The organism is Bacillus sp. PPSBB_2, assembly GCF_045291115.1.
In the GTDB taxonomy this organism is placed as follows: Bacteria; Bacillota; Bacilli; order Bacillales; family Bacillaceae_G; genus Bacillus_A; species Bacillus_A cereus.
The window spans coordinates 4629156-4654872 of sequence record NZ_CP147983.1 but is presented as its reverse complement, the minus strand read 5'-3'; the positions used below and the strand labels follow the sequence as shown (position 1 = coordinate 4654872).

Sequence of the window (25717 nt, the reverse complement as noted above, 5' to 3'; positions counted from 1 at the left end):
AAATAGGTGGATATAGCTATGGATATAAATCTGTTTGATTTTCATTTACCAGAAGAACTTATTGCACAAGTCCCGTTAGAAGATCGTGAAACATCAAGATTAATGGTGTTAGACCGTGAAACAGGTGATATTGAGCATAAACATTTTACGGACATTCTTTCTTACTTACATGAGGGGGATTGCTTAGTTTTAAATGAAACGAAAGTTATGCCTGCTCGTTTGCACGGTGTGAAAGAAGATACAGGCGCGCACATTGAAGTACTTCTTTTAAAACAAGAAGAAGGCGATAAGTGGGAAACGCTTGTAAAGCCAGCGAAACGTGTAAAAGAAGGAACTGTTATCTCTTTTGGCGAAGGGAAATTAAAAGCAACTTGCACAGGAACTGCAGATCAAGGTGGACGTCACCTTGAATTTTCATATGACGGCATCTTCTATGAAATTTTAGATGAACTTGGGGAAATGCCACTTCCTCCATATATTAAAGAGACGCTAGAAGATCGCGATCGCTATCAAACAGTATATGCGAAAGAAATCGGTTCAGCAGCAGCGCCGACTGCGGGACTTCACTTTACAGAAGAGTTACTTGAGAAGTTAAAGCAAAAAGGCGTTCAGTTGGCATTCATTACACTTCACGTAGGGCTTGGAACATTTAGACCAGTTTCTGCAGACACGATTGAAGAACACCATATGCACGCAGAATATTACCATATGTCTGAAGAGACAGCGGCATTATTAAATCGTGTGAAAGAGAATGGTGGACGTATTATTACTGTAGGTACGACATCAACTCGTACGTTAGAAACAATTGCAACAGATCATGACGGTAAGCTTTGCGCCGCTTCTGGATGGACAGATATTTTCATGTATCCGGGATATGAATTTAAAGCAATTGATGGTTTAATTACAAACTTCCACTTGCCGAAATCAACATTAATCATGCTTGTAAGTGCATTTGCAAATAGAGATAATGTACTTCATGCTTATAATGAAGCAGTAAAAGAAAAATATCGTTTCTTTAGCTTCGGTGATGCAATGTTCGTTGCATCTCACGCTAAAATGAGAAACAAATAAAAGGAGTAAGTTATGACAGCAATTCGTTATGAATTTATTAAGACATGTAAACAAACGGGTGCCCGTTTAGGTCGTGTGCATACACCGCACGGTTCATTTGATACACCAACATTTATGCCAGTTGGTACACTTGCGACAGTTAAGACAATGTCACCGGAAGAATTAAAAGCAATGGATTCTGGCATTATTTTAAGTAATACGTATCATTTATGGCTACGTCCAGGTCATGAAATTATTCGTGAAGCAGGCGGCTTGCATAAATTTATGAACTGGGATCGTGCAATCTTAACAGACTCTGGTGGTTTCCAAGTATTCAGTTTAAGTGACTTCCGTCGTATTGAAGAGGAAGGCGTTCACTTCCGTAATCACTTAAATGGAGATAAATTATTCTTATCACCAGAAAAAGCGATGGAAATCCAAAATGCATTAGGTTCGGATATTATGATGGCATTTGATGAGTGTCCGCCATTCCCGGCTACTTTTGAATATATGAAGAAGTCTGTAGAGCGTACGAGCCGCTGGGCAGAGCGTTGTTTAAAAGCGCATGAACGTCCGCAAGATCAAGGTTTATTCGGTATTGTACAGGGCGGGGAGTACGAAGAGCTTCGTCGTCAAAGTGCGAAAGACCTTGTTTCAATGGACTTCCCTGGTTACGCTGTAGGTGGTTTATCTGTTGGTGAACCGAAAGATATTATGAACCGTGTACTTGAGTTTACAACACCACTTCTTCCAGATAATAAGCCTCGTTACTTAATGGGTGTAGGTTCTCCTGACTCATTAATCGATGGTGCAATTCGTGGTATTGATATGTTTGACTGCGTACTTCCAACTCGTATCGCTCGAAATGGTACATGTATGACAAGTGAAGGTCGACTCGTTGTAAAAAATGCGAAATTCGCAAGAGACTTCGGTCCGCTTGATCCAAACTGTGATTGCTACACATGTAAAAACTACTCACGTGCGTATATTCGTCACTTAATGAAATGTGATGAAACGTTCGGAATTCGTTTAACGTCTTATCACAATCTTCATTTTCTGTTAAACTTAATGGAGCAGGTGAGACAAGCTATTCGTGAAGACCGTCTTGGCGATTTCCGCGAAGAGTTCTTTGAACAGTATGGCTTTAATAAACCGAATGCTAAAAACTTCTAATACATAATTTAAAAGGAGGAACAAAAGATGAATGCAGGTATGATGAATATCGTTATGATCGTTGCGATGTTTGCGATTTTCTATTTCTTATTAATTCGCCCGCAACAAAAACGTCAAAAAGCAGTTGCTCAAATGCAAAGTGAGTTAGCAAAAGGTGATGCTATCGTAACAATCGGTGGTTTACACGGTACAATCGAATCAGTAGATGAGACGAAAATCGTTATTAAATCTGGTGGTTCACACTTAACTTTCGATCGCAATGCGATTCGTGAAGTTGTGAAAAACTAATGTGGAAGGCCCTGCATGAAATGTGCAGGGCCTTTTTTAGTTACTTTGCTTTGACATATTTACACCGAAAATACCACCGAGTGTACTCGCCCCCATTAATGCTAATTGATAAAGTAATTGTGAGTTCGATAAGGTTTGAGAAAAGCCTAAATAGTTAACTAGAAAGACGAGTATAGTGAATGTGAGCCCTGTTGTGAAACCTACTAGCCAACCTTTTCCTTGAGCCTTTTTGCCGGCAGTAAATCCAGACATAAGCATAGATAAAAGAGCGAGTATAAAAATAGTAACGGTTAATGTCCCTTCATTTATATTTGTAAACTTTAATAAAAGAGCCATAATCATACTAGTAATAGATGCGAGAATTAGTAGTGTAACAATGCCGAAGCCAATTGCAGTTGATAATTTTTTCGTTCCATCCATTTATGCATTCCTCCTTTTTAATACAAGCATATTTTCCTTTTGCCCAAGTTAGACTAGTTTCTTTTTTATAGGGGAGTCTATACGTAAAAAAGGAGATGTAGAAATGGAATGGATATCAATAATTGGACGGACAATGCTTTTGTATATCATCATCTTAATTATTTTTCGTCTTATGGGTAAACGTGAGATAGGAGAGCTAAGTGTATTAGATTTAGTCGTATTTATTATGCTTGGAGAAATGGCCGTAGTGGCAATTGAAAATACCGATAAATCACTTTGGCATCAATTAGTTCCGATGACTTTTCTTATGTGCATCCAAATTATTTTGTCAGTCATTTCCCTAAAGTATCAACGCTTTCGGCATTTAATAGAAGGTGAGCCAGCTATTCTTGTAAACGCGGGGAAGATTGATGAAAAGAAGATGAGAAAGCAACGGTATAATATAGATGATTTAATGATGCAATTAAGGGAACAAGGAGTTGGAGATATTCGGGATGTAGAATATGCTATTTTGGAACCGTCTGGGAAGTTATCTGTCTTTCAAAAACAAAAAAATAAACAAGATACATTACAGTTTACGCTTCCTCTTATTATTGATGGAGAAATTCAATCTAGTCATTTACAAATGATTGAGCATACAGATGAATGGCTTATTGAGAAATTAAAAAACTTAGGTTATAACGATGTAACACAAATTTTATACTGTAGTTTTCAAAACGGACAATTTTTTGTTGATGTAAAAGAAAATTAGAGATTTATCCTTTGAAAGAGTAAGAATGATTGGTTTAACTAATAATCAGTGGAGATTACCCCACTGATTAAAGTTTCATCTTATTTCAAAAATGAAAGTTTACGAATGATAGGGAGACGACTTAACTCTTCTTTTCGAATGAGTTTGAAAGTGAAGAGAAGTACGATATAAACAATTGTTGTTAAAGTGATTTCCCATAATGTTTGTATGCCAAGGGAATGAGAGAAAATAATATATTTATGAAGATAAAAACCGAAGGCGCCTGCGATACCGATGGCAAGTCCGCCGAAAATATAGTCTTTTGCGTAAATGGTAAATGTAATCTTTTTTAAAACAGTAGCGTAGTGAAGAAATGTTACTGTTACAATATTTGCGGCGATAGCAAGTGCAACCCCCATCATTTGAAATTCTGGCCTTGATGCTAGTACAAAAATAACGATTAATTTCACGATGGCACCAATAAATGTATTCATCATTGCAGCCCTTGCTAAGTTTAAAGCTTGCAAAACAGAGGTAAGTGGACTTTGGAAATAATGAAATAAAAAGCAAGGCGCAAGAAGTTGAATGAATGCTGTTGCGCTGTCTGATCCGTACATAAGAGTTAAAACAGGAGAAGCGAATACGTATAATATAACGACAGACCATCCGCCGGTAATTAATGAAATTCGAAGTGCTTGTTGTAAACGGTGCTCCACTAATTTATGTTGTCTTTTTGCCATTGCTTCACTAATAGAAGGGATGAGCGCTGTAGAAAGAGCGTATGTAATAAAGGCGGGTAGTGATAGAAGCGGGAATGCATAACCGTTTAATATACCGTATTGCTGGGTTGCAACAGAAGCAGCGACACCAGCGATTGCTAAGCTTTGCATAACGACAATAGGTTCAAAAAAATATGAAACGGAGCCGATTAAACGACTTCCTGTAGTTGGAAGGGCAATATCCATCAGAGAATAAAATGTCCCTTTGCTTTCCTTTACAGTAGTGAAAAATCCAGAGCGTATTGATAAATGTTTTTCTCGCTGAAATAACGTGAGTAAAAATAATAAGGATGCAACTTCACCGAGAACAGCTGATAACATAGCGCCGGCTGCAGCGTATTCTATGCCGTAAGGTAAAAATAACTGGATGCATATAGCGATAATGGTAATGCGGACGACTTGTTCTAGAACTTGCGCATAAGCGCTAGGTTTCATGTTTTGTTTCCCTTGAAAGTAACCACGCAAAACAGAAGAAACAGCAATAACCGGGACAACGGGCAAAATGGCCATTAATGGATAGTACGTTCTTTCGTCGGTTAATAATGTTTTTGCTAAAATAGGCGTGAGGAACATAATTCCGATTGTTAAAATGATACTAATAACGGATGTAACAGCTAGTGATACGGTTAATATTTTTTTAACTCTTTGTTTATCGTTTACAGCTTCCGCTTCTGCTACAAACTTTGCGATTGCGACAGGAAGACCAATTTGTGTCAATGTAATTGCTAAAATGAATGTAGGAACGGCCATCATATAAAGACCAACGCCTTCTTCTCCTAAAATACGTGCCATTACTATGCGGTTGATAAAGCCAAGTATTTTTGTAATAAAGCCGGCTATCATTAAAATAAATGCGCCTTTTAAAAAGCTTTGTCTCGTCATGTTCTTCTCCTACCTTCTCAAAATCAATGGAATGATTTACAATAATTTATATGCACGTACGAGACAAGAATGACAAGCATTTAAGAGAGTGAAGTATGATAGTGCTCTTGAAAGTAGTTATTGCTGTCCATTAGAGCGGGATTAAAGCGACTTTTTCGTGCTGAAATAAGAAGGAGATGTTATAAATGTTAGATAGAGAGGCTTTGGTAGAATCATACCGCGGACAGTTACAAGTCGTTTTAGAAAGTAAAGTAGAGGAGTTTCAAATGTTCGGTTACGACCGAGTGACAGATGATGACATTTGGAAGTTTCTCAAAGTGAAAAAGTGGAAGAAGATAGACAGCGATGTTAGATTGTATGAATTAGTTAATGACGTATTAACAGTAAGTACTAATGAATATATGACATATTTAACTGTTGAAGCGTACCAAGCACCGCTTTGGTCATTTGATGAGTACGAAAATAAATAACCGACTGCAATTGGTTTGTTCTTCCTTTTGCAGTATAATGATATGTATTGATAAAGAGGAAATAATTATGTCTAAGATTATATATAAAGGAGGTAGTGAAGAGGAAAATAAATGATGAAAGTGTAGGTAGTGTAAAAGCTTACCTATACAGCTAGTGATGAACTAGCAAAAATTATAGAAAGGAAGTCTACTAACTAGGCGTATGCACACGTATAGCAGTGAATCGTAAAAGATTTATTGAAAGTGTTAGTAGCAGAAAGAGGGTACATATGGCAAAGCGTGGTACAAGAATTGCCGCCTTTTTCCTCATCGTCTTATTAATCGGTGGAGTAATTGGTGCGGCAGGAAAAGACATAGCAAAAGGAATTAGTCTAGGACTAGACCTTCGCGGTGGTTTTGAAATTCTGTATGAAGTAAAACCAGCCAAAAAAGGTGATAAAATCGATCGAGACGTACTTGTAAGTACAGTAGGTGCTCTTGAAAATCGTGTCAATGTTCTCGGTGTAAGTGAGCCGAACATTCAAATCGAAGGGCAAGATCGAATTCGTGTACAGCTTGCTGGTGTACAAGACCAGCAAAAAGCACGTGAAATGTTATCAACACAAGCGAAATTAACATTCCGTGATGTGGATGATAACCTTCTTATGGATGGAACGGATTTAAAAGGCGGCGGAGCGAAACAAACATTTGATGACCAAGGCCGTGCGAGCGTAGGTCTTACACTAAAAAGCGCTGAAAAATTCCGTGCAGTAACTGAAAAGATTTCAAAAATGCCACCACCAACGAATTTAATGGTAATTTGGCTTGACTTTGAAGAAGGAAAAGATTCGTATAAAGCAGAATCCGCAAAACCGAATCCGAAGTTCTTATCAGCGGCAACAGTAAGTCAAGTATTTAACCAAGCTGAAGTATCTATCGTAGGTGGAAACTTTACAGTTGAAAGTGCGAAACAACTTTCATCTTTATTAAATGCAGGTGCACTTCCTGTTGATTTAAAAGAAATGTATTCAACATCTGTTGGAGCGAAATTTGGTCAGCAAGCGTTAGAGCAAACGATTTTCGCTAGTGCGATTGGTATCGCTCTTATTTCCTTATTTATGCTTGTATTCTACCGTTTACCAGGACTTGTAGCGGTTATTATGTTAGGTTTATACATTTTCGTTACATTACTTGTCTTTAACTGGATGCATGCAGTTCTGACATTACCAGGTATTGCAGCGTTAGTGCTCGGAGTAGGTATAGCAGTTGATGCGAATATTATTACGTACGAGAGACTGAAAGAAGAGCTGAAAATCGGTAAGTCCATGATGTCGGCATTCCGTGCTGGTAACCATCGTTCATTAGCAACAATTTTAGATGCGAACGTTACGACCCTTGCAGCTGCTGGTGTGTTATTCGTTTATGGTAATAGCTCTGTAAAAGGATTCGCAACAAGTTTAATCGTAAGTATTTTGGTTGGTTTTATTACGAACGTATTCGGTACTCGTTTCTTACTAGGTCTACTTGTAAAGAGCCGTTACTTTGATAAAAAACCAGGATATTTTGGTGTGAAACAAAAGGATATTATTCCATTAACAAAAGGTGTAGTACATCCGCCAACGAGATTTGATCGTATTAATTTCGTAAATATCGGTCATAAATTCCTTATCTTCTCGATTGTAGTTGTAATTGCGGGTGCAATTATCTTACCAATTTTCAAATTGAATCTTGGTATTGACTTTGCGAGTGGTACACGTATCGACTTGCAATCAAAACAAGCCGTTACTGTGTCTGATGTTCATAAAGATTTTAAAGAATTGAACATTGATGTGAAGGAAGAAAATATTGTACCGACTGGAGATGACAATAAAGGTTTCGCAGTTCGTACATTAGGTGTTTTATCAAAAGATGAAATTGCGAAAACAAAAACATTCTTCCACGATAAATATGGTACAGATCCAAACGTAAGTACAGTTTCACCGACAATCGGTAAAGAAATTGCACGAAATGCATTTATCGCTGTACTGATTGCTTCTGCGGTTATCATTTTATACGTAAGTATTCGTTTCCGATTTACGTATGCGCTATCTGCAGTACTTGCATTATTACATGACGCATTCGTTATGATTGTTATGTTTAGTATTTTCCAATTAGAGGTAGACTTAACGTTTATCGCTGCAGTACTAACAATCATCGGTTATTCTATTAATGACTCGATTGTTACATTTGATAGAAACCGTGAATTATACAAACAGAAAAAACGAGTGCGCGATATAAAAGATCTAGAAGAAATCGTAAATGCAAGTATTCGCCAAACGCTTGGTCGCTCGATTAACACCGTATTAACAGTGTTATTCCCAGTAATTGCACTGCTTATCTTCGGTAGTGAGTCACTACGTAACTTCTCGTTTGCGTTACTTGTTGGATTAATAGTAGGTACGTACTCTTCTGTTTTCGTTGCCTCTCAAATTTGGTTAATGCTTGAAAACCGTCGTTTGAAAAAGGGGAAAAACAAGAAGAAGGTTGAGAAAGTAGAATCTGAACCGCAAGTATAGAAAAGATGATGCCTTATTATGAGGCATCTCTTTTTTCGTTTGTGGATACAATAAGATAGCAACTTTTTGATGGGAAGAAGATGGAAGAAAGTGGTGGTGTTATTGCTGTTTTTGTTAAAATAAAAAGATAGGTTAAGAAAAGAAGGGATTTTAATTATGGAAAAAGATGAACGTTTTAAACAGGCCGAGTTTGGTGCTATTGTCGGGATCGTTGGTAATATTATATTAGCAATTGTAAAGGCGGTAATTGGTTATATTGGGAACAGTAAAGCACTGCTAGCAGATGCGGTGCATTCTGCATCAGATGTAATTGGTTCGCTAGCTGTACTTTTTGGATTGCGAGCGGCAAAGCAGCCACCTGATGAAGATCATCCGTATGGTCATGGTAAAGCGGAATCGATTTCAGCGATTATTGTTGCGGTATTATTATTTATTGTGGGACTTGAAATCGCGATTTCATCTATAAAAGCTTTTTCGCAAGAACTAGAACCGCCGAAAGGAATTACGATTTTTGCTGTTGTTCTTTCAATCGTCGTGAAAGAAGGAATGTTTCAATATAAATTCCGATTAGGGAAAAGGGTAAATAGTGATGCAATTATTGCAAATGCATATGAGCACCGTTCGGATGTATTTTCTTCAATTGCAGCTTTAATCGGTATTTGTGCAGCTATACTCGGTGGTAAGCTTGGTATAGACTGGCTTGTATATGCTGATCCGATTGCAGGAGTAGTTGTTTCGCTTCTTGTTGTAAAAATGGCATGGAGCATTGGAGCGGAAGCAATTCATGCAACGCTTGACCATGTTCTTCATGAGGAGGATGTTATTCCGCTTAGAGAAGCAGTCCTTCAAGTAGATGGTGTGAAAAAAATTGGTTCTTTATATGCACGGGAGCATGGTCATTATGTTATTGTCGATATTAAAGTGTCTGTAGATCCATACATTACTGTAGAAGAAGGACACCGTATTGGAAAACATGTGAAAGAAATACTTATGAAACAAGATAATGTACAAAATGTATTCGTACATATAAATCCGTATTCTCCAAATTAAACATCATTAACATTTTAGTATATAGATATTGCATCGTAGTTTGCATTATATTGTCACCCCTTAATCTGTCTTGTATAATGAACAGGTTAAGGGGTGATTTCGTGTTACAACCGAAGACGCGTTGGAAAGAAAAAGAATATAATGACGAACGAGTGAGTGAATTAGCAAGTAAATTACAGTTATCGCCACTTGTCGTTTCATTATTCCTCGGTAGAGGACTAGATACAGAAGATAAGATTTTAGATTTTTTAAATACAGAAAATCAAGAATTTCATGATCCATTTTTATTAGAAGGAATGGATAGAACGGTAGAACGTGTAAATAAGGCGATTCAAAATGGAGAACAAATATTAATATTTGGTGATTACGATGCAGACGGAGTAAGTAGTACAACTGTGTTATATCTTGCTCTTCAAGAATTAGGTGCAGAAGTAGAATTTTATATTCCAAATCGTTTTACAGAAGGGTATGGGCCGAACGAAGAAGCGTTTCGTTGGGCGCATAGCGCAGGGTTCTCACTGATTATTACTGTCGACACTGGCATCGCAGCAGTACATGAAGCGAATGTAGCGAAAGAGCTTGGAATAGATCTAATTATTACAGATCACCATGAGCCACCGCCAGAATTGCCAGAAGCACTTGCGATTATACATCCGAAATTAGATGGCGGTGTATATCCGTTTCACTATTTAGCTGGTGTAGGTGTTGCGTTTAAAGTTGCGCATGCACTATTAGGCCGTGTACCAGAACATTTATTAGAGATTGCAGTAATCGGTACAGTAGCTGATTTAGTGTCACTTCATGGTGAAAATAGGTTGCTAGTGAAACGCGGTTTAAAACATATGCGTATGACGAAAAATATTGGTTTAAAGGCATTGTTTAAAGTTGCTAACGTTTCGCAAAGTGAAATTACAGAAGAGAGTATTGGCTTCTCAATTGCACCGCGTATTAATGCGGTCGGGCGTTTAGAAGATGCAACGCCGGCTGTACACCTTTTATTATCAGATGATCCTGAGGAAGCGAAAGAGTTGGCCGAAGAAATTGATGAGCTGAACAAACTGCGAAAAGATATTGTAAAGCAAATTACAGAAGAGGCTATCGCTGAAGTTGAAAATAACTTTCCGCCAGAAGAAAACAAAGTGTTAGTACTTGCAAAAGAAGGTTGGAATCCGGGTGTAATTGGGATTGTCGCTTCTAAATTAGTTGAACGTTTTTATCGTCCGACTATTGTATTATGCATTGATCCTATAAAAGAAACAGCAAAAGGCTCAGCGCGTAGTATTGCAGGATTTGATTTGTTTGCAAATTTATCAGATTGTAGAGAGTTATTGCCACACTTTGGAGGGCATCCGATGGCAGCGGGAATGACGCTACATATGAATGATGTAGATGAATTACGTCGCCGCTTAAATGAACAAGCAGATGCAATTTTAACAGAAGAAGATTTTATTCCAATTACAGCAGTTGATGTTTTTTGTAAAGTAGAGGATGTAACACTAGCGGCAATTGAAGATATGCAAAAACTAGCCCCGTTTGGTGTTGGAAATCCGAAACCACGTATTGCAGTGAAAGATGCAGAGTTAGAAAGTATTCGCGCGATCGGATCAGATGGCTCTCATTTAAAAATGGCTCTTCGTGATGGACAAGCAACACTGGATACAATTGGATTTGGTTTTGGTGCATATGCGAAAGAAATCTCTCCAGTTGCAAAAGTATCTGTAATAGGAGAAGCATCCATCAATGAATGGAATAATTTTAAGAAGCCACAATTAATGGTACAAGATATTGCTGTAGAGGCGTGGCAATTATTTGATTGGCGTAGTATGCGTAATGCAGAAGCAAATTTAGCAGAACTTCCGAAAGAAAAAATAACAATGGTGTATTTTTCTGAAGAGGTATTGAATAAATTTTCTTTAGAGAGCTATAAAGAAAAGCTCATGCATGCTTCAGAAGTAACGCATTTAGATGATCAATATATCGTGTTACTTGATTTACCAAAAGGAACAGATGAATTACGTGAGCTATTTAAGGTAGGATTCCCAGCACGAATTTATACGCTATTTTATCAAGAGAATAACCACTTATTTAGTACAGTTCCGACGAGAGAACACTTTAAATGGTACTATTCTTTCTTAAGCCAAAAAACACCATTTTCTTTAAGACAATATGGAGAACAACTATGTCGTCATAAAGGTTGGTCAAAAGATACAGTAAATTTCATGACACAGGTGTTTTTTGAGTTAGAATTTGTTACAATAAAAGATGGCGTCATTTTTATGGCAGACAAAAAACAAAAGCGTGATTTAATTGAATCGAACACATATCGTGAGAAAATGAACCACTTACAATTAGAAAAAGAATTGGTTTATAGCACATATCAGCAACTATATACATGGTTTGAAACGATTCGTAATCATAAAGAAGTAGAACAGTTAGGGTAAAGGATTTGTATTTACAAACCTTTTAGATCTGAGGAGGATTCAGAAATATGGATTTCAAGCAACATATCGCAATTGTACCGGATTATCCGAAAGAAGGTATTGTGTTTAAAGACATTACACCTTTAATGAATGACGGTAAAGCATACAAAGCAGCAACAGACGCAATCGTTGAGTACGCAAAAGAAAGAGATATCGATGTTGTAGTAGGACCAGAAGCTCGTGGTTTCATTATCGGTTGCCCAGTTTCTTATGCGTTAGAAGTAGGATTTGCGCCAGTTCGTAAATTAGGAAAATTACCACGTGAAGTAATTACAGTTGACTACGGTAAAGAATATGGTAAAGATGTTTTAACAATCCATAAAGATGCAATTAAGCCAGGTCAGCGCGTATTAATTACAGATGATCTATTAGCTACAGGTGGAACAATCGAAGCGACAATTAAGTTAGTTGAAGAGCTAGGCGGAGTTGTAGCAGGAATTGCATTCTTAGTAGAACTTACTTACTTAGATGGTCGTAAAATGTTAGATGGTTACGATGTATTAGTATTAGAAAAATACTAATCACTATATAGGTAAAACTACGGTGATAAAAAGTACCCGTGAATCTCTTGGAGAGGAGCGGGTACTTTTGTATAATTGAACAAAAAATTATGGTGAAATGTCAGTAAAATCTTTTCCTTTTCACAATTCACAATCATTGGGTTATAATGATAGAATATAATTTATTCTATTAAATAAAGATAAAGTCAATTTTCAATAAAAGGTGATTCGATGGCAAATGAGCAGGTACTAACAGCTGAACAGGTACTCGAGAAAGCAAGTCAATATTTAGCGGATGAAGATATTGAGCTAGTGGCACGTGCCTATGAATATGCACGTGATGCGCATAGCGAACAATATAGAAAATCGGGTGAACCGTATATTATTCATCCGATTCAAGTTGCAGGTATTTTAGTTGATTTACACATGGATCCAGCTACGGTATCAGCAGGTTTCTTACATGATGTAGTGGAAGATACAGAGATTACGTTAGAAGATATTGAACGGGAATTTAACAAAGAAATTGCTATGCTTGTTGATGGCGTTACAAAGCTTGGGAAGATCAAATATAAATCTCACGAACAACAACAAGCAGAAAACCATCGCAAAATGTTTATTGCAATGGCTCAAGATATTCGAGTTATTTTAATTAAACTAGCTGATCGTCTTCATAACATGCGTACATTGAAACATTTGCCTCAAGAGAAGCAGCGTCGCATAGCGAATGAAACGTTAGAAATCTTTGCACCTTTGGCACATAGACTCGGAATTAGTACTATTAAATGGGAGCTAGAGGATACGTCACTTCGCTATTTAAATCCACAACAATATTATCGTATTGTAAATTTAATGAAGCGTAAACGTGCAGAACGTGAAGAATATTTAGACGAAGTAATGACTGGTATTCGTGAGAAATTAAAAGAAGTTGCAATTCAACCTGAGATTTCTGGAAGACCGAAACATATTTACAGTATTTATCGTAAAATGGCACTGCAAAATAAGCAGTTCAATGAAATTTACGATTTATTAGCTGTACGTGTCGTTGTAAATAGTATTAAAGATTGTTATGCGGTGCTTGGAATTATTCATACGTGCTGGAAGCCGATGCCAGGTCGTTTTAAAGATTATATTGCAATGCCAAAAGCAAATCTATATCAATCTCTTCATACGACTGTAATTGGACCGAAAGGTGATCCACTTGAAGTGCAAATTCGTACGAAAGAAATGCATGAAATTGCAGAATTTGGGATCGCGGCACACTGGGCATACAAAGAAGGAAAAACAGCAGAAACAACAGGTACATTAGAGAAGAAACTCACATGGTTCCGTCAAATATTAGAATGGCAAAATGAAGCTTCTAATGCAGAAGAATTTATGGAGTCATTAAAAATTGATTTATTCTCTGACATGGTATTCGTCTTTACACCGAAAGGCGATGTAATGGAATTACCACTTGGATCTGTTCCAATTGATTTCGCGTATCGTGTCCATTCGGAAATTGGGAATAAAACAATTGGTGCAAAAGTAAATGGGAAAATGGTGACGCTGGATTATAAATTAAAAACAGGCGACATCATTGAAATTTTAACGTCGAAACATTCATATGGCCCAAGCCAGGATTGGGTAAAACTTGCTCAAACATCTCATGCGAAAAATAAAATTCGTCAATTCTTTAAGAAACAACGTAGAGACGAAAATATTGAAAAAGGCCGTGAACTTGTTGAAAAGGAAGTACGTGGTCTAGAGTATGAGATGAAAGAAGTATTGGCGCCGGATAACTTAAAACGCGTCGCTGAGAAATTTAACTTTGCAAATGAAGAAGATATGTTTGCAGCAGTTGGATATAGCGGAATTACAGCTTCGCAAATTGTTACGCGACTAACGGACAAGTTCCGCAAACAACGCGAAGAAGAAGAAATTGTTGAAGTTAAAGAAGTCCGTAAACCGATGAAAATTCGAAAATGGGATTCTGGTGTAAAGGTAAGCGGTGCTGATAATTTATTAATCCGTTTATCGAAATGCTGTAACCCAGTTCCGGGCGATGATATCGTTGGGTATATTACGAAAGGCCGAGGTGTATCAATTCACCGCCGTGATTGTGTAAATGTTCATACAGAAGAAGCTGTAGAACGATTATTAGAGGTAGAGTGGGAAGGTAGCCCTGAAAAAGAAATTGAGTATAACGTTGATATTGAAATTTCAGGTTACGATCGCCGCGGTTTATTAAATGAAGTACTGCAAGCTGTTACAGAGACGAAAACGTACATTTCAGCTGTTTCTGGTAGAAGTGACCGTAATAAGATGGCAACAATTAATATGTCAATCTCGATTCGTAACTTACAACACTTGAAAAAAGTAGTAGAACGCATTAAACGCGTTCCAGAAATTTATGCAGTACGACGCATGATGCATTAATAGGGAGTGTAGAAAGATGAGAGTTGTTTTACAACGATCAAAGAAAGCGTCTGTCACAGTAGACGGTGAGATCGTAGGACAAATTCCGTTCGGTTTAACATTACTAGTTGGCATTACGCACGAAGATACAGAAAAAGATGCAACTTACATTGCGGAAAAAATTGCAAACTTACGTATTTTTGAAGATGAGAGCGGAAAGATGAATCATTCTGTACTTGATGTAGAAGGACAAGTTCTATCTATTTCGCAATTCACATTATACGGAGATTGCCGCAAGGGCAGACGTCCAAACTTTATGGATGCTGCGAAACCTGATTATGCAGAGCGTTTATACGATTTCTTTAATGAAGAAGTTCGTAAACAAGGATTACATGTGGAAACAGGGAAGTTTGGAGCAATGATGGACGTTTCTTTAATCAATGATGGTCCGGTGACCTTAATTGTAGAAAGTAAATAGTGTTCATAAAAAAGAGAGGGTTATATAATCCTCTCTTTTTTATACATTGTTGTATGTTTTGTTCATTTATTTGGAATCAATAGCAGTTTCGGTTATGTATAACTCTCTCATCAATATGGAACAATAAAAAGTAAAACATCCATATTGAATGTGAGGGATATACGTATGCGTATGAATGAAAAAGGGCATTCTGTTACAAATGGTGCAAATCAACTGTTTAACGTGAATTTTCATGATTTTATTTCAAAAGAGCAAAACAATACTTCAATGGAGCTTGCTTCGGAGTTTGGGATTTCTCTTCAAGATGTAAAGCGTTTAAAGAAGCAGATTGAACGTTCTTAGAGCACTTGACAATCCTACTTAACAAACGTATAGTAATTTTATATTTACATATGAATATAACCGTTGATAGAGAAGAGTAGATGAGACACACATGGAAAGAGAAGGAATGTCTTAGGCTGAAAACATTTCTGCATGATGACTGATTGAATGACACTCTAGAGGTTTCAACTTGAACGGCATATATGCTTAGTAGGGATGAACGCATATTTAAGCGTTATTAAAAAAGTGGAAGCATACGTGCTTCAATTAGGGTGGCACCACGGGTATAATACTCTCGTCCCTACTGTTTAAACAGTAGAGGCGGGAGTTTTTTTATTTTTATTAAGATTAAAACAATTTGAGGAGGAACTGAATATGTCTATTCAAATCCCACGCGGAACGCAAGATATTCTTCCAGGCACTGTTGAGTTATGGCAGTATATCGAAGGGCAAGCACGCGAAATTTGCCGTCGTTACAATTATAAAGAAATTCGTACACCAATCTTTGAACACACTGAGCTATTTTTACGCGGTGTTGGTGATACGACAGATATCGTACAAAAAGAAATGTACTCATTCCAAGATCGTGGAGAGCGTAGCTTAACATTACGTCCAGAAGGTACTGCACCTGTTGTACGTTCTTACGTTGAAAATAAAATGTTTGGTGATGCGACACAACCAACGAAATTATACTATATCGGTCAAATGTTCCGTTATGAAAGACCACAAGCAGGTCGCTATCGTCAATTCGTACAATTCGGTATCGAAGCAATCGGCAGTAATGACCCTGCAATTGATGCAGAAGTAATTGCACTTGCTGTTGAATTTTACCGCGGCATGGGCTTAAAAAATATTAAAGTTGTATTAAACAGTTTAGGTGACGCAGCGAGCCGTCAAGCACACCGTGATGCATTAATCGCACACTTTGAGCCACGTATCGGCGAATTCTGTTCTGACTGTCAATCTCGCTTAGAAAAGAACCCACTTCGAATTTTAGACTGTAAGAAGGACCGTAACCATGAATTAATGGGAACAGCACCATCTATTACAGAATACTTAAACGAAGATTCAGCAGTATACTATGACAAAGTTCAAGAACTATTAACGATGATGGATGTTCCATTTGAAAAAGATCCGAACTTAGTGCGTGGTTTAGACTACTATCAACACACTGTTTTTGAAATTATGAGTGAGGCAGAAGGTTTCGGTGCGATCACTACATTAAGCGGTGGTGGCCGTTATAACGGACTTGTACAAGAAATCGGTGGACCAGAAATGCCAGGTATCGGTTTTGCAATGAGTATTGAACGTTTAATTATGGCGCTAAAAGCTGAAAACATTGAATTACCACTTGAACATAGCATTGATTGTTACGTTGTAGCGCTTGGCGAAAAAGCGAAAGACCATGCTGCAAAAGTTGCGTTCGATCTTCGTAAAGCTGGATTGTCAGTTGAAAAAGATTATTTAGATCGCAAAATGAAAGCACAATTTAAATCAGCAGATCGTCTAAAGGCGAAATTTGTAGCTGTATTAGGAGAAGATGAGCTAGATAAAGGCATCATTAACTTAAAAGATATGGCAACAGGTGAACAAGAAGAAGTAGCGTTAGATGTATTTGCTTCATACGTAGCAGAGAAATTAATATAGGGGGAACTTACAGTGGCTGAAAGAACACATGCATGTGGAAAAGTAACAGTAGAAGCTGTTGGACAAACAGTTCAATTAAAAGGTTGGGTACAAAAACGTCGTGACTTAGGTGGATTAATCTTTATCGATTTACGTGACCGTACAGGTATCGTACAAGTTGTATTTAACCCAGAAACATCAAAAGAAGCGTTAGAAGTAGCAGAAACAATTCGTAGCGAATACGTATTACACGTAGAAGGTACAGTTGTTGAACGTGGTGAAGGCGCAATTAATGACAATATGGCAACTGGTCGTATTGAAGTACAAGCAACAAAAGTAAATGTACTAAATGCAGCGAAAACAACGCCAATTATCATTGCTGATGATACAGATGCATCAGAAGATGTGCGTTTAAAATATCGTTATTTAGACTTACGTCGTCCTGTAATGTTCAACACATTCAAAATGCGTCACGACGTAACAAAAACAATTCGTAACTTCTTAGATACAGAAGAGTTCTTAGAAGTAGAAACACCAATTTTAACGAAAAGCACGCCAGAAGGAGCTCGTGACTATTTAGTGCCAAGTCGTGTACATGATGGTGAATTCTATGCATTACCACAGTCACCACAGTTATTTAAACAGCTTCTTATGGTCGGCGGATTTGAGCGTTACTATCAAGTAGCACGTTGTTTCCGTGATGAAGATTTACGTGCGGATCGTCAACCAGAATTCACGCAAATCGATATCGAAGCTTCATTCTTAACACAAGATGAAATTTTAGATATGATGGAGCGTATGATGACGAAAGTTATGAAGGATGCAAAAGGTGTAGAAGTGAGTGCACCATTCCCTCGTATGAAATATGCTGATGCAATGGCTCGCTACGGTTCTGATAAGCCAGATACACGCTTTGAAATGGAACTAACAGACTTATCTGAGTTTGCTGCAGGTTGTGGCTTTAAAGTATTTACAAGTGCTGTAGAAAGCGGCGGACAAGTAAAAGCAATTAATGCAAAAGGTGCTGCAAGTAAATATTCTCGTAAAGACATCGATGCATTAACTGAATTCGTGAAAGTATACGGTGCAAAAGGTCTAGCTTGGCTTAAAGTTGAAGAAGACGGACTAAAAGGACCGATTGCGAAATTCTTCGGTGAAGAAGATGCAAATGTGTTAATGAGCACATTAGAAGCTACTGCTGGCGACTTATTACTATTCGTAGCAGATAAGAAGAGCGTTGTTGCAGATAGCTTAGGCGCACTTCGTTTACGTCTAGGTAAAGAGCTTGAGTTAATTGATGAAAGTAAATTTAACTTCCTATGGGTAACTGATTGGCCACTACTTGAGTACGATGAAGATGCAGATCGTTACTTCGCAGCTCACCACCCATTCACAATGCCATTCCGTGAAGACGTTGAGTTACTAGAAACAGCACCAGAAAAAGCACGTGCACAAGCATATGACCTTGTATTAAACGGTTATGAGCTTGGTGGTGGATCACTTCGTATTTACGAGCGTGACGTACAAGAAAAAATGTTCAAAGCACTTGGATTCTCACAAGAAGAAGCGCAAGAGCAATTCGGATTCTTATTAGAAGCATTCGAATACGGTACACCACCACACGGCGGAATCGCATTAGGTTTAGATCGTCTTGTTATGTTACTTGCAGGCCGTACGAACCTTCGTGATACAATTGCATTCCCGAAAACAGCAAGCGCAAGCTGCTTATTAACAGAAGCTCCAAGCCCAGTTGCAGAAGCGCAGCTTGAAGAACTGAACTTAAAATTAAGCTTGAAAGAAGAGAAGTAAGAATAGGGTCTAGATGGTTATACTATAACCGTCTAGACTTTTTTTGAGAGGTTGTTTAAAAAGTCCGGTTTAGATAACTGTCGCATCCCATCGTTGCTTCGCCAGTCCGGTGCTCGAGTAGTGTTTCTACACTGCGCTCCTCCTGGCTTCAGCGCCTCAATCTGCTCGGTTCTCTAAATCCTCCTTTTTAAACGTGTATTTAGGAAGAAATAAAATTCTGGTCTATGTTTTCATTCTCGAAATATGTATTTTTAGGAATTCTATAACTTTTTCTATACAAATAGTCGGAAAAACGCTAGAATACATGGTAGACCATTTTTGTAATAGGAGTGTAGAGCTGAATGTTACATCAATTTTCACGTAATGAATTAGCCTTTGGTAAAGAAGGACTTGAAATATTAAAAAATAGTACAGTCGGTATTTTAGGAATTGGCGGCGTAGGTTCTTTTGCAGCTGAAGCGTTAGCGCGTTCTGGCGTAGGACGTCTCGTATTAGTTGATAAAGACGTTGTAGATATTACAAATGTAAACCGTCAAATTCACGCTTTAGTATCTACTGTAGGACGTTCAAAAGTAGAATTAATGAAAGAGCGTATCGCGGACATTAACCCAGAGTGTGAAGTAATTGGACTAGAAATGTTTTATACAGATGAAACATATGAAGAGTTCTTTAAGTACGGTTTAGACTTCGTAGTGGATGCATCTGATACGATTACGTTCAAAATTCATTTAATTAAACAATGTTTACGTCGTAAAATTAAAATTATCTCAAGTATGGGTGCAGCAAATAAAATGGACCCAACTCGTTTCCGTATTGCGGACATCTCTAAAACACATACAGATCCAATTGCGAAAGTCATTCGTACGAAGCTTCGTAAAGAGGGTATTAAAAAAGGTGTAAAAGTTGTCTTCTCTGACGAAAACCCAATCGTAATTCGTGAAGAAGTACGTAAAGAAATTGTACCAGACGAGAATGCAAAAATTCGTAAGGCGAAACTACCGCCTTCATCAAATGCATTCGTACCATCTGTGGCAGGCTTAATTATGGCAAGTCACGTTGTACGTGAACGCATTAAAAACGTAGAAGTGAAACGTGTAGGGCAAGAATAAAAGAAAAGCATATATCCATTTTGGATATATGCTTTTTTATATGTATTAAAGAAATATGAATATTTGCATCACTACTAGTTCAAATGTAAGTAAGGTTAGTAAGCAATAATCATATTTATCTGATTTATAGGCGGATGTCTTTTTTAGACTGTTAATGGTGAAAAGAGCTAAAGTTAGGACGAGAAGGCCAAGAGTTATTTTGAAGATTATTAATGAAATAGCAACCATCTCCCTTTAAAGGTATATGTTTATAATAACATTTTAGTAAAAAATATCTAATCTGTTGTAGGAGTTTCCTTGTATGACAAGGAGGAATGTTATTGTCAATCTTTGTCGTTAAATCGATATCCTTTATTGAATCGTTGATATATTGCAAGTTGTGATAGATAAATTTGAAAAATCGTTGATATATTGCAAGTTGTGATAGATAAATTTGAAAAATCGTTGATATATTGCAAGTTGTGATAGATATATTCGAAAAACCGTTAATATAATTTCATTTACCGATATCTATATATGGTTCACCGAAAACAAACAGGGATGTCACTCGGTTAAAAAAGTGACATCCCTGTTTTTAATTCTCTGCAGAATAAATAATATCTAAATTCCCATTTTGATCGGTTTTGAAAATTGGGGCAATTTGCTCTTCTTGCTCTTCGACTGAAACAAGTTTTCGAGCACGATCCATAATTCGAACAAGCATCGCGTAATCTTCTTCGATTGCTTGTTGTTTTTTTGTGAGTACTGCTAATTTCGTTTCAAGTTCATGATTCGTTTTTTGCAGAGAGGTGAGTTGAGCTTGTAATACATCATTTTCAGTTTGCAACTTTGCAAGTGAAGGATTGTTATGTTCTAAATTTTGTAAAAATGAAATGACATTTTGCATTGTAAGATCTTGTTTACTTGACGTAATATCTTCTGAAAAATCGGCGTCAATTACGAGTTGTTTCGTTTTCGTGAACCGATCTTTTTCTATATTAGCTTCAGAACGTTTTAATTCTTTACGTTGTTTTTTTGCAAGCTGCACCGCATCTTCGTAATTCGGTCTTACTTCAGCATTCCATCTAAAGCCACAAGCTGCGGAAGTGCGGTTTAAAGCGTCGCCAACTTCATCAAACGCTTTTATTTGTGTACTTCCGCTGCGAATATGTCGCAAAACAGTTTCTGCTAAAAGGAGATCATCTTCTTTTGTCCATGCATCTTGACGTGTTTTCATAAGCGAAGCCTCCATAATGGTGACGTTTTCGTTTATGTTACCCTTTATTTTTCGTTTTATTCGAAGTTTGTAATCTTTCATAAACAGTAGAAAGTGCTTGCTCAAATTTTCCTGTCGTTTTCGGTTTATAATATTGCTTGCTTTTTATTTTATCAGGTAAGTATTGTTGCCTTACCCAGCCGTTTGGATGGTCGTGCGGATATAAATATCCAATGCCTCTTCCAAGTGATTCTGCGCCTTTGTAATGACTATCTTTTAAATGGCTTGGAATGTCACCTGTTTGACCGTTGCGTAAATCGTGTAATGCAGCATCAAGTGCTTTATAAGCTGAATTTGATTTTGGTGATAAGCATAGCTCGATAACGGCATTTGCAAGTGGGATGCGTGCTTCTGGGAATCCAACTCGTTCAGCTGATTCAATTGCAGCTAGTGTACGTGGTCCAGCTTGTGGGCTAGCAAGTCCAATATCTTCATAAGCCATAATAAGAAGGCGTCTGCCAATGCTTTGTAAATCACCTGCTTCAATAAGGCGTGCTAAATAATGGAGTGCTGCATTTACATCACTTCCGCGCACTGATTTTTGAAATGCTGATAATACATCATAATGAGCATCGCCGCCTTTGTCGTGGACGAAGCTCTTCTTTTGTAAGCATTCTTCTGCAATCTCGAGTGTGATTTCAGCCGCTTGATCGTCTGTAGTAAAGCTAGATAATACAGCAAGCTCAAGTGCGTTATAAGCGGAACGCATATCACCACCAGAGGCGTTTGCAAAGTGATGTAGTGCTTCATCTGTTACCGTTACTGCATATTCTCCAAGGCCTTTTTCTTTATCTTCTAAAGCTCTTTTTAACCCAATTAAAATATCTTCTTCTGTTAGTGCGTGTAATTCGAAAATTTGACACCTGCTTCGAATAGCGGAGTTTATTGCATGGAATGGATTACTTGTCGTAGCACCAATTAAAGTAAGAAGTCCGCTTTCTAAGTGAGGTAATAGAAAGTCTTGCTTTGCTTTATCTAGACGGTGAACTTCATCTAAAATTAAAACGAGGTGTCGATGCATCTTCGCTTCTTGTACGACAACTTCCATATCTTTTTTATTGTGAGTAACAGCGTTCAATAGACGAAACGGGGTACCGGTACTTCCTGCAATTGCACTGGCAATGGATGTTTTTCCTGTACCTGGAGGACCGTATAAAATCATAGATTGAAAATGATTGGCTTGGACCATTCGCCATAAAATCTTTCCTTCACCAACTAAATGTTGTTGCCCAATAATTTCTTGAATATTTGTAGGGCGCATTCGATGTGCGAGTGGTTGTTTCATTTGGACCGTCTCCCTTAATATATAATCTCGTTCTATCGTATCATTTTTTTCTACGGAATTTGAAATAGGATGCTGTTTTATGGGAAAAATGAATACGAATATTTTCATTTTTCTTTCAATTGTAATAATTTCCGAGTTTTTCAATGTGATTTTATGTTATCATTTTGATACACAAGTTGAAATTTCTTATAATACTATATTATGCTATAATTTCATAGGATTTTAAATTGTGTTCTTTTATAAATAAGATATAACCAATAGAAGTGAAAATTTGAAAAGAGGTGCAAAATAGATGAAGATTTCAACGAAAGGCCGCTACGGCTTAACAATTATGATCGATCTTGCAAAAAAGTTTGGTGAAGGTCCGATTTCATTAAAATCAATTGCGCAGGCACATGACTTATCGGAACATTACTTAGAGCAATTAATTTCACCACTTCGTAACGCGCGTCTAGTAAAGAGTACACGCGGAGCATATGGCGGATATGTACTATCAGATCAACCGGCTAACATTACAGCTGGGGATGTAATCCGTGTATTAGAGGGGCCGATTAGTGTTGTAGAAATGATAGAAGAAGAAGAACCAGCACAACGCCAGTTATGGATGCGTGTTCGTGATGCGGTACAAGAAGTGTTAGATAGTACAACGTTAGAAGATTTAGTACGTTATGAGGAAGAAAATCACGGGGGCTATATGTTTTACATTTAATTCCTTGTGAAACGATTTGGAAAGAAGGAGATTTAATGGAACGCATTTACTTAGATCATGCTGCGACATCTCCGACTCACCCAGAAGTGGTCGAAAAGATGATTCCATATATGACAGAAATATTCGGGAACCCGTCTAGTATTCACTTTTATGGACGTCAAACGCGCCATGCAGTAGATGAGGCGAGACGAGTGTGTGCACGCAGCATTCATGCGAATCCGAATGAAATTATATTTACGAGCGGTGGTACAGAAGCTGATAATTTAGCGCTTATAGGTGTAGCACGTGCGAACCGTCATAAAGGTAACCACATAATAACGACGCAAATTGAACATCATGCGATTTTGCATACGTGCGAATTGTTAGAGCGTGAAGGGTTTGAAGTGACATATTTACCTGTCGATGAAACAGGGCGCATTCAAGTTTCTGACATACAAAAGGCATTAACAGAAGAGACGATTCTTGTATCTGTTATGTTTGGGAATAATGAAGTAGGTACAATGCAACCAATTGTGGAAATAGGAAAGCTGCTAAAAGATCATCAAGCTTATTTCCATACAGATGCGGTACAAGCTTACGGTTTAGTAGAAATTAATGTGAAAGAGTTTGGAATTGATTTATTATCAATTTCAGCACATAAAATTAATGGGCCAAAAGGTGTAGGGTTCTTATACGCTGGTGCAAATGTGAAATTTGAACCGTTATTAATAGGCGGAGAGCAAGAAAGAAAACGCCGTGCTGGTACGGAAAATGTGCCTAGTATTGCTGGGCTTCAGCATGCAATTCTTATAGCTGAAAAAACTCGTGAGCAAAAAAATGCCCAATATGAAGAGTTTAAAGATATAATGGTATCTGTCTTCAAAAATGAAGGCATTACTTTCGAGGTAAACGGAAACTTAGAACATCGCTTACCGCATGTACTTAATGTAAGTTTTACAGGAATGAACATTGAACCATTTCTTGTGAACTTAGACCTTGCTGGCATTGCAGTATCAAGCGGTTCTGCTTGTACAGCTGGTTCGATTGATCCATCACATGTATTAGTAGCGATGTTTGGAAAAGACTCCGATCAAATACGTTCATCCGTACGCTTTAGTTTTGGACTTGGAAATACGAAAGAGCAAATTGAAAAAGCGGCGTACGAAACAGTGAAAATCGTGAAGCGATTAACACAAAATTAGCATGGGAGGTGACATGATGAACAAACTACCTCACGAAACACGCGTTGTCATCGGAATGTCCGGTGGCGTCGATTCATCTGTAGCAGCACTTTTATTAAAAGAGCAAGGTTATGATGTAATCGGAATTTTTATGAAAAACTGGGATGATACAGATGAGAATGGTGTCTGCACAGCAACAGAAGATTACAATGATGTAATTGAAGTGTGTAACCAAATTGGTATTCCGTATTATGCAGTAAACTTTGAAAAACAATACTGGGATAAAGTATTTACGTACTTCTTAGATGAGTATCGAGCTGGTCGTACACCAAACCCAGATGTAATGTGTAATAAAGAAATTAAATTTAAAGCATTTTTAGAGCATGCAATTGCGCTTGGTGCGGATTATGTGGCAACAGGCCATTATGCACGCGTTGCTTATATGGACGGCGAATATAAAATGCTTCGCGGCGTTGATGACAATAAAGATCAAACATATTTCTTAAATCAATTAAGCCAAGAGCAATTATCAAAAACAATGTTCCCGTTAGGTGAATTAAAGAAACCGCAAATTCGTGAAATGGCGAAAGAAGCTGGCTTAGCGACAGCGGCGAAAAAAGATAGTACAGGTATTTGCTTCATTGGTGAGCGTAACTTTAAAGATTTCTTAAGTAACTACTTACCGGCACAACCAGGTGTAATGCAAACATTATCTGGTGAAGTGAAAGGGAAGCATGACGGTTTAATGTATTATACAATTGGACAACGTCATGGCCTTGGAATTGGTGGTAATGGTGATCCATGGTTTGCTGTTGGGAAAAATCTAAAAGAAAACATTTTATATGTTGATCAAGGATTCCATAACGAACTTCTATATGGTGATGAAGTTATTGCTACGAATGTAGGATGGGTAAGTAACAAAGAAAAAGAAACAGAATTTAAGTGCACGGCGAAATTCCGTTATCGTCAAGAAGACAATAAAGTAACGGTTCAAATCGTTGATGAAAATACAGTTCGTATTCTTTGTGATGAGCCAATTCGTGCAATTACACCAGGACAAGCAGTCGTTTTCTATGATGGAGATGAGTGCTTAGGCGGTGCTACAATTGATGAAGTATACCGTAGTGGTAAGAAATTGGATTATTTAGGATAAACGAGAAGCCTCTGCCGATTAGCGGTTAGAGGTTTCTTTTACATAAAGCGAATTTTCGTTCG

The 25717-nt window shown here is 37.6% G+C and carries 22 protein-coding genes and 1 other annotated feature; of the genes, 18 read left to right on the top strand and 4 right to left on the bottom strand.

Going from position 1 to position 25717, the window contains the following annotated elements; all coding sequences use genetic code 11:
* Positions 1-18 precede the first annotated feature (18 nt).
* Genes queA through yajC form a run of 3 tightly spaced genes read left to right on the top strand, consistent with a single transcriptional unit; the run spans position 19 to position 2511 of the window.
* A complete protein-coding gene (queA, locus tag V6946_RS23480) occupies positions 19-1071 on the top strand; it encodes a tRNA preQ1(34) S-adenosylmethionine ribosyltransferase-isomerase QueA (RefSeq protein ID WP_366981378.1) in 1053 nt (350 codons plus the stop codon).
* Between the two features lie 12 nt (positions 1072-1083).
* On the top strand, positions 1084-2223 hold the full coding sequence (tgt, locus tag V6946_RS23475; protein ID WP_000125365.1) for a tRNA guanosine(34) transglycosylase Tgt: 1140 nt from the start codon (positions 1084-1086) through the stop codon (positions 2221-2223).
* 27 nt (positions 2224-2250) lie between these two features.
* Entirely contained in the window at positions 2251-2511 is a 261-nt protein-coding gene (yajC, locus tag V6946_RS23470; RefSeq protein ID WP_000991115.1) for a preprotein translocase subunit YajC, read from the top strand.
* Between the two features lie 36 nt (positions 2512-2547).
* On the opposite strand, the gene V6946_RS23465 is transcribed toward yajC, so the two are convergent.
* The gene (locus V6946_RS23465; RefSeq protein WP_000349148.1) at positions 2548-2931 is read right to left on the bottom strand and encodes a TIGR04086 family membrane protein; all 384 of its coding nucleotides are present in this window, start codon (positions 2929-2931) and stop codon (positions 2548-2550) included.
* Positions 2932-3034: 103 nt separating this feature from the next.
* Here V6946_RS23465 and V6946_RS23460 point away from each other — a divergent pair, with 103 nt between their 5' ends.
* Positions 3035-3682: a DUF421 domain-containing protein gene (locus V6946_RS23460; protein WP_000454821.1), complete on the top strand. Its 648-nt coding sequence runs from the start codon at positions 3035-3037 to the stop codon at positions 3680-3682.
* Positions 3683-3762: 80 nt separating this feature from the next.
* On the opposite strand, the gene spoVB is transcribed toward V6946_RS23460, so the two are convergent.
* The gene (spoVB, locus tag V6946_RS23455) at positions 3763-5322 is read right to left on the bottom strand and encodes a stage V sporulation protein B (protein ID WP_006926732.1); all 1560 of its coding nucleotides are present in this window, start codon (positions 5320-5322) and stop codon (positions 3763-3765) included.
* A 185-nt stretch (positions 5323-5507) separates the two neighbouring features.
* Here spoVB and V6946_RS23450 point away from each other — a divergent pair, with 185 nt between their 5' ends.
* The 11 genes from V6946_RS23450 (at position 5508) to V6946_RS23400 (ending at position 20093) form a co-directional block, all read left to right on the top strand.
* Positions 5508-5792 (top strand): post-transcriptional regulator, encoded by a 285-nt coding sequence (locus V6946_RS23450; RefSeq protein WP_000886979.1) that lies wholly within the window; start codon positions 5508-5510, stop codon positions 5790-5792.
* A gap of 269 nt (positions 5793-6061) precedes the next feature.
* Complete coding sequence (gene secDF, locus V6946_RS23445) at positions 6062-8326, top strand: protein translocase subunit SecDF (protein WP_366981376.1); 2265 nt, start codon at positions 6062-6064, stop codon at positions 8324-8326.
* Positions 8327-8482: 156 nt separating this feature from the next.
* Positions 8483-9376, top strand: coding sequence for a cation diffusion facilitator family transporter (locus V6946_RS23440; RefSeq protein WP_006926734.1), 894 nt, complete (start codon positions 8483-8485; stop codon positions 9374-9376).
* Between the two features lie 101 nt (positions 9377-9477).
* Positions 9478-11817: a single-stranded-DNA-specific exonuclease RecJ gene (recJ, locus tag V6946_RS23435; protein ID WP_006926735.1), complete on the top strand. Its 2340-nt coding sequence runs from the start codon at positions 9478-9480 to the stop codon at positions 11815-11817.
* Between the two features lie 47 nt (positions 11818-11864).
* Positions 11865-12377 carry an adenine phosphoribosyltransferase gene (locus tag V6946_RS23430; RefSeq protein WP_000346215.1) on the top strand — a complete coding sequence of 171 codons (513 nt, stop codon included), beginning with the start codon at positions 11865-11867 and terminating at the stop codon, positions 12375-12377.
* A gap of 210 nt (positions 12378-12587) precedes the next feature.
* Positions 12588-14771: a GTP diphosphokinase gene (relA, locus tag V6946_RS23425; RefSeq protein WP_001262795.1), complete on the top strand. Its 2184-nt coding sequence runs from the start codon at positions 12588-12590 to the stop codon at positions 14769-14771.
* A gap of 16 nt (positions 14772-14787) precedes the next feature.
* Positions 14788-15228: a D-tyrosyl-tRNA(Tyr) deacylase gene (locus V6946_RS23420; RefSeq protein ID WP_001266965.1), complete on the top strand. Its 441-nt coding sequence runs from the start codon at positions 14788-14790 to the stop codon at positions 15226-15228.
* 165 nt (positions 15229-15393) lie between these two features.
* Positions 15394-15570, top strand: coding sequence for a hypothetical protein (locus V6946_RS23415; RefSeq protein WP_001242605.1), 177 nt, complete (start codon positions 15394-15396; stop codon positions 15568-15570).
* A 54-nt stretch (positions 15571-15624) separates the two neighbouring features.
* Positions 15625-15855 (top strand) — a binding site (T-box leader).
* A 69-nt stretch (positions 15856-15924) separates the two neighbouring features.
* Positions 15925-17196 carry a histidine--tRNA ligase gene (hisS, locus tag V6946_RS23410; RefSeq protein WP_000027084.1) on the top strand — a complete coding sequence of 424 codons (1272 nt, stop codon included), beginning with the start codon at positions 15925-15927 and terminating at the stop codon, positions 17194-17196.
* Positions 17197-17208: 12 nt separating this feature from the next.
* Positions 17209-18984, top strand: a complete 1776-nt coding sequence (gene aspS / locus V6946_RS23405) for an aspartate--tRNA ligase (RefSeq protein ID WP_000840898.1) — start codon at positions 17209-17211, stop codon at positions 18982-18984.
* Positions 18985-19325: 341 nt separating this feature from the next.
* Entirely contained in the window at positions 19326-20093 is a 768-nt protein-coding gene (locus V6946_RS23400) for a ThiF family adenylyltransferase (RefSeq protein ID WP_000903179.1), read from the top strand.
* A gap of 574 nt (positions 20094-20667) precedes the next feature.
* Here the strand turns inward: V6946_RS23400 and V6946_RS23395 are convergent.
* Together V6946_RS23395 and V6946_RS23390 are read right to left on the bottom strand one after the other, a co-directional pair.
* Positions 20668-21309 carry an RsfA family transcriptional regulator gene (locus V6946_RS23395; RefSeq protein ID WP_000857710.1) on the bottom strand — a complete coding sequence of 214 codons (642 nt, stop codon included), beginning with the start codon at positions 21307-21309 and terminating at the stop codon, positions 20668-20670.
* A 37-nt stretch (positions 21310-21346) separates the two neighbouring features.
* On the bottom strand, positions 21347-22633 hold the full coding sequence (locus V6946_RS23390; RefSeq protein ID WP_000812943.1) for a replication-associated recombination protein A: 1287 nt from the start codon (positions 22631-22633) through the stop codon (positions 21347-21349).
* A gap of 292 nt (positions 22634-22925) precedes the next feature.
* Between V6946_RS23390 and cymR the strand changes: the two genes are divergently transcribed.
* The 3 genes from cymR to mnmA are packed head-to-tail and all read left to right on the top strand — an operon-like array spanning position 22926 to position 25655.
* Complete coding sequence (gene cymR, locus V6946_RS23385; protein WP_000704116.1) at positions 22926-23342, top strand: cysteine metabolism transcriptional regulator CymR; 417 nt, start codon at positions 22926-22928, stop codon at positions 23340-23342.
* Between the two features lie 35 nt (positions 23343-23377).
* Positions 23378-24523: a cysteine desulfurase family protein gene (locus tag V6946_RS23380; protein ID WP_000439882.1), complete on the top strand. Its 1146-nt coding sequence runs from the start codon at positions 23378-23380 to the stop codon at positions 24521-24523.
* 16 nt (positions 24524-24539) lie between these two features.
* Positions 24540-25655: a tRNA 2-thiouridine(34) synthase MnmA gene (gene mnmA / locus V6946_RS23375; protein WP_001038010.1), complete on the top strand. Its 1116-nt coding sequence runs from the start codon at positions 24540-24542 to the stop codon at positions 25653-25655.
* The last annotated feature ends 62 nt before the right edge of the window (positions 25656-25717 follow it).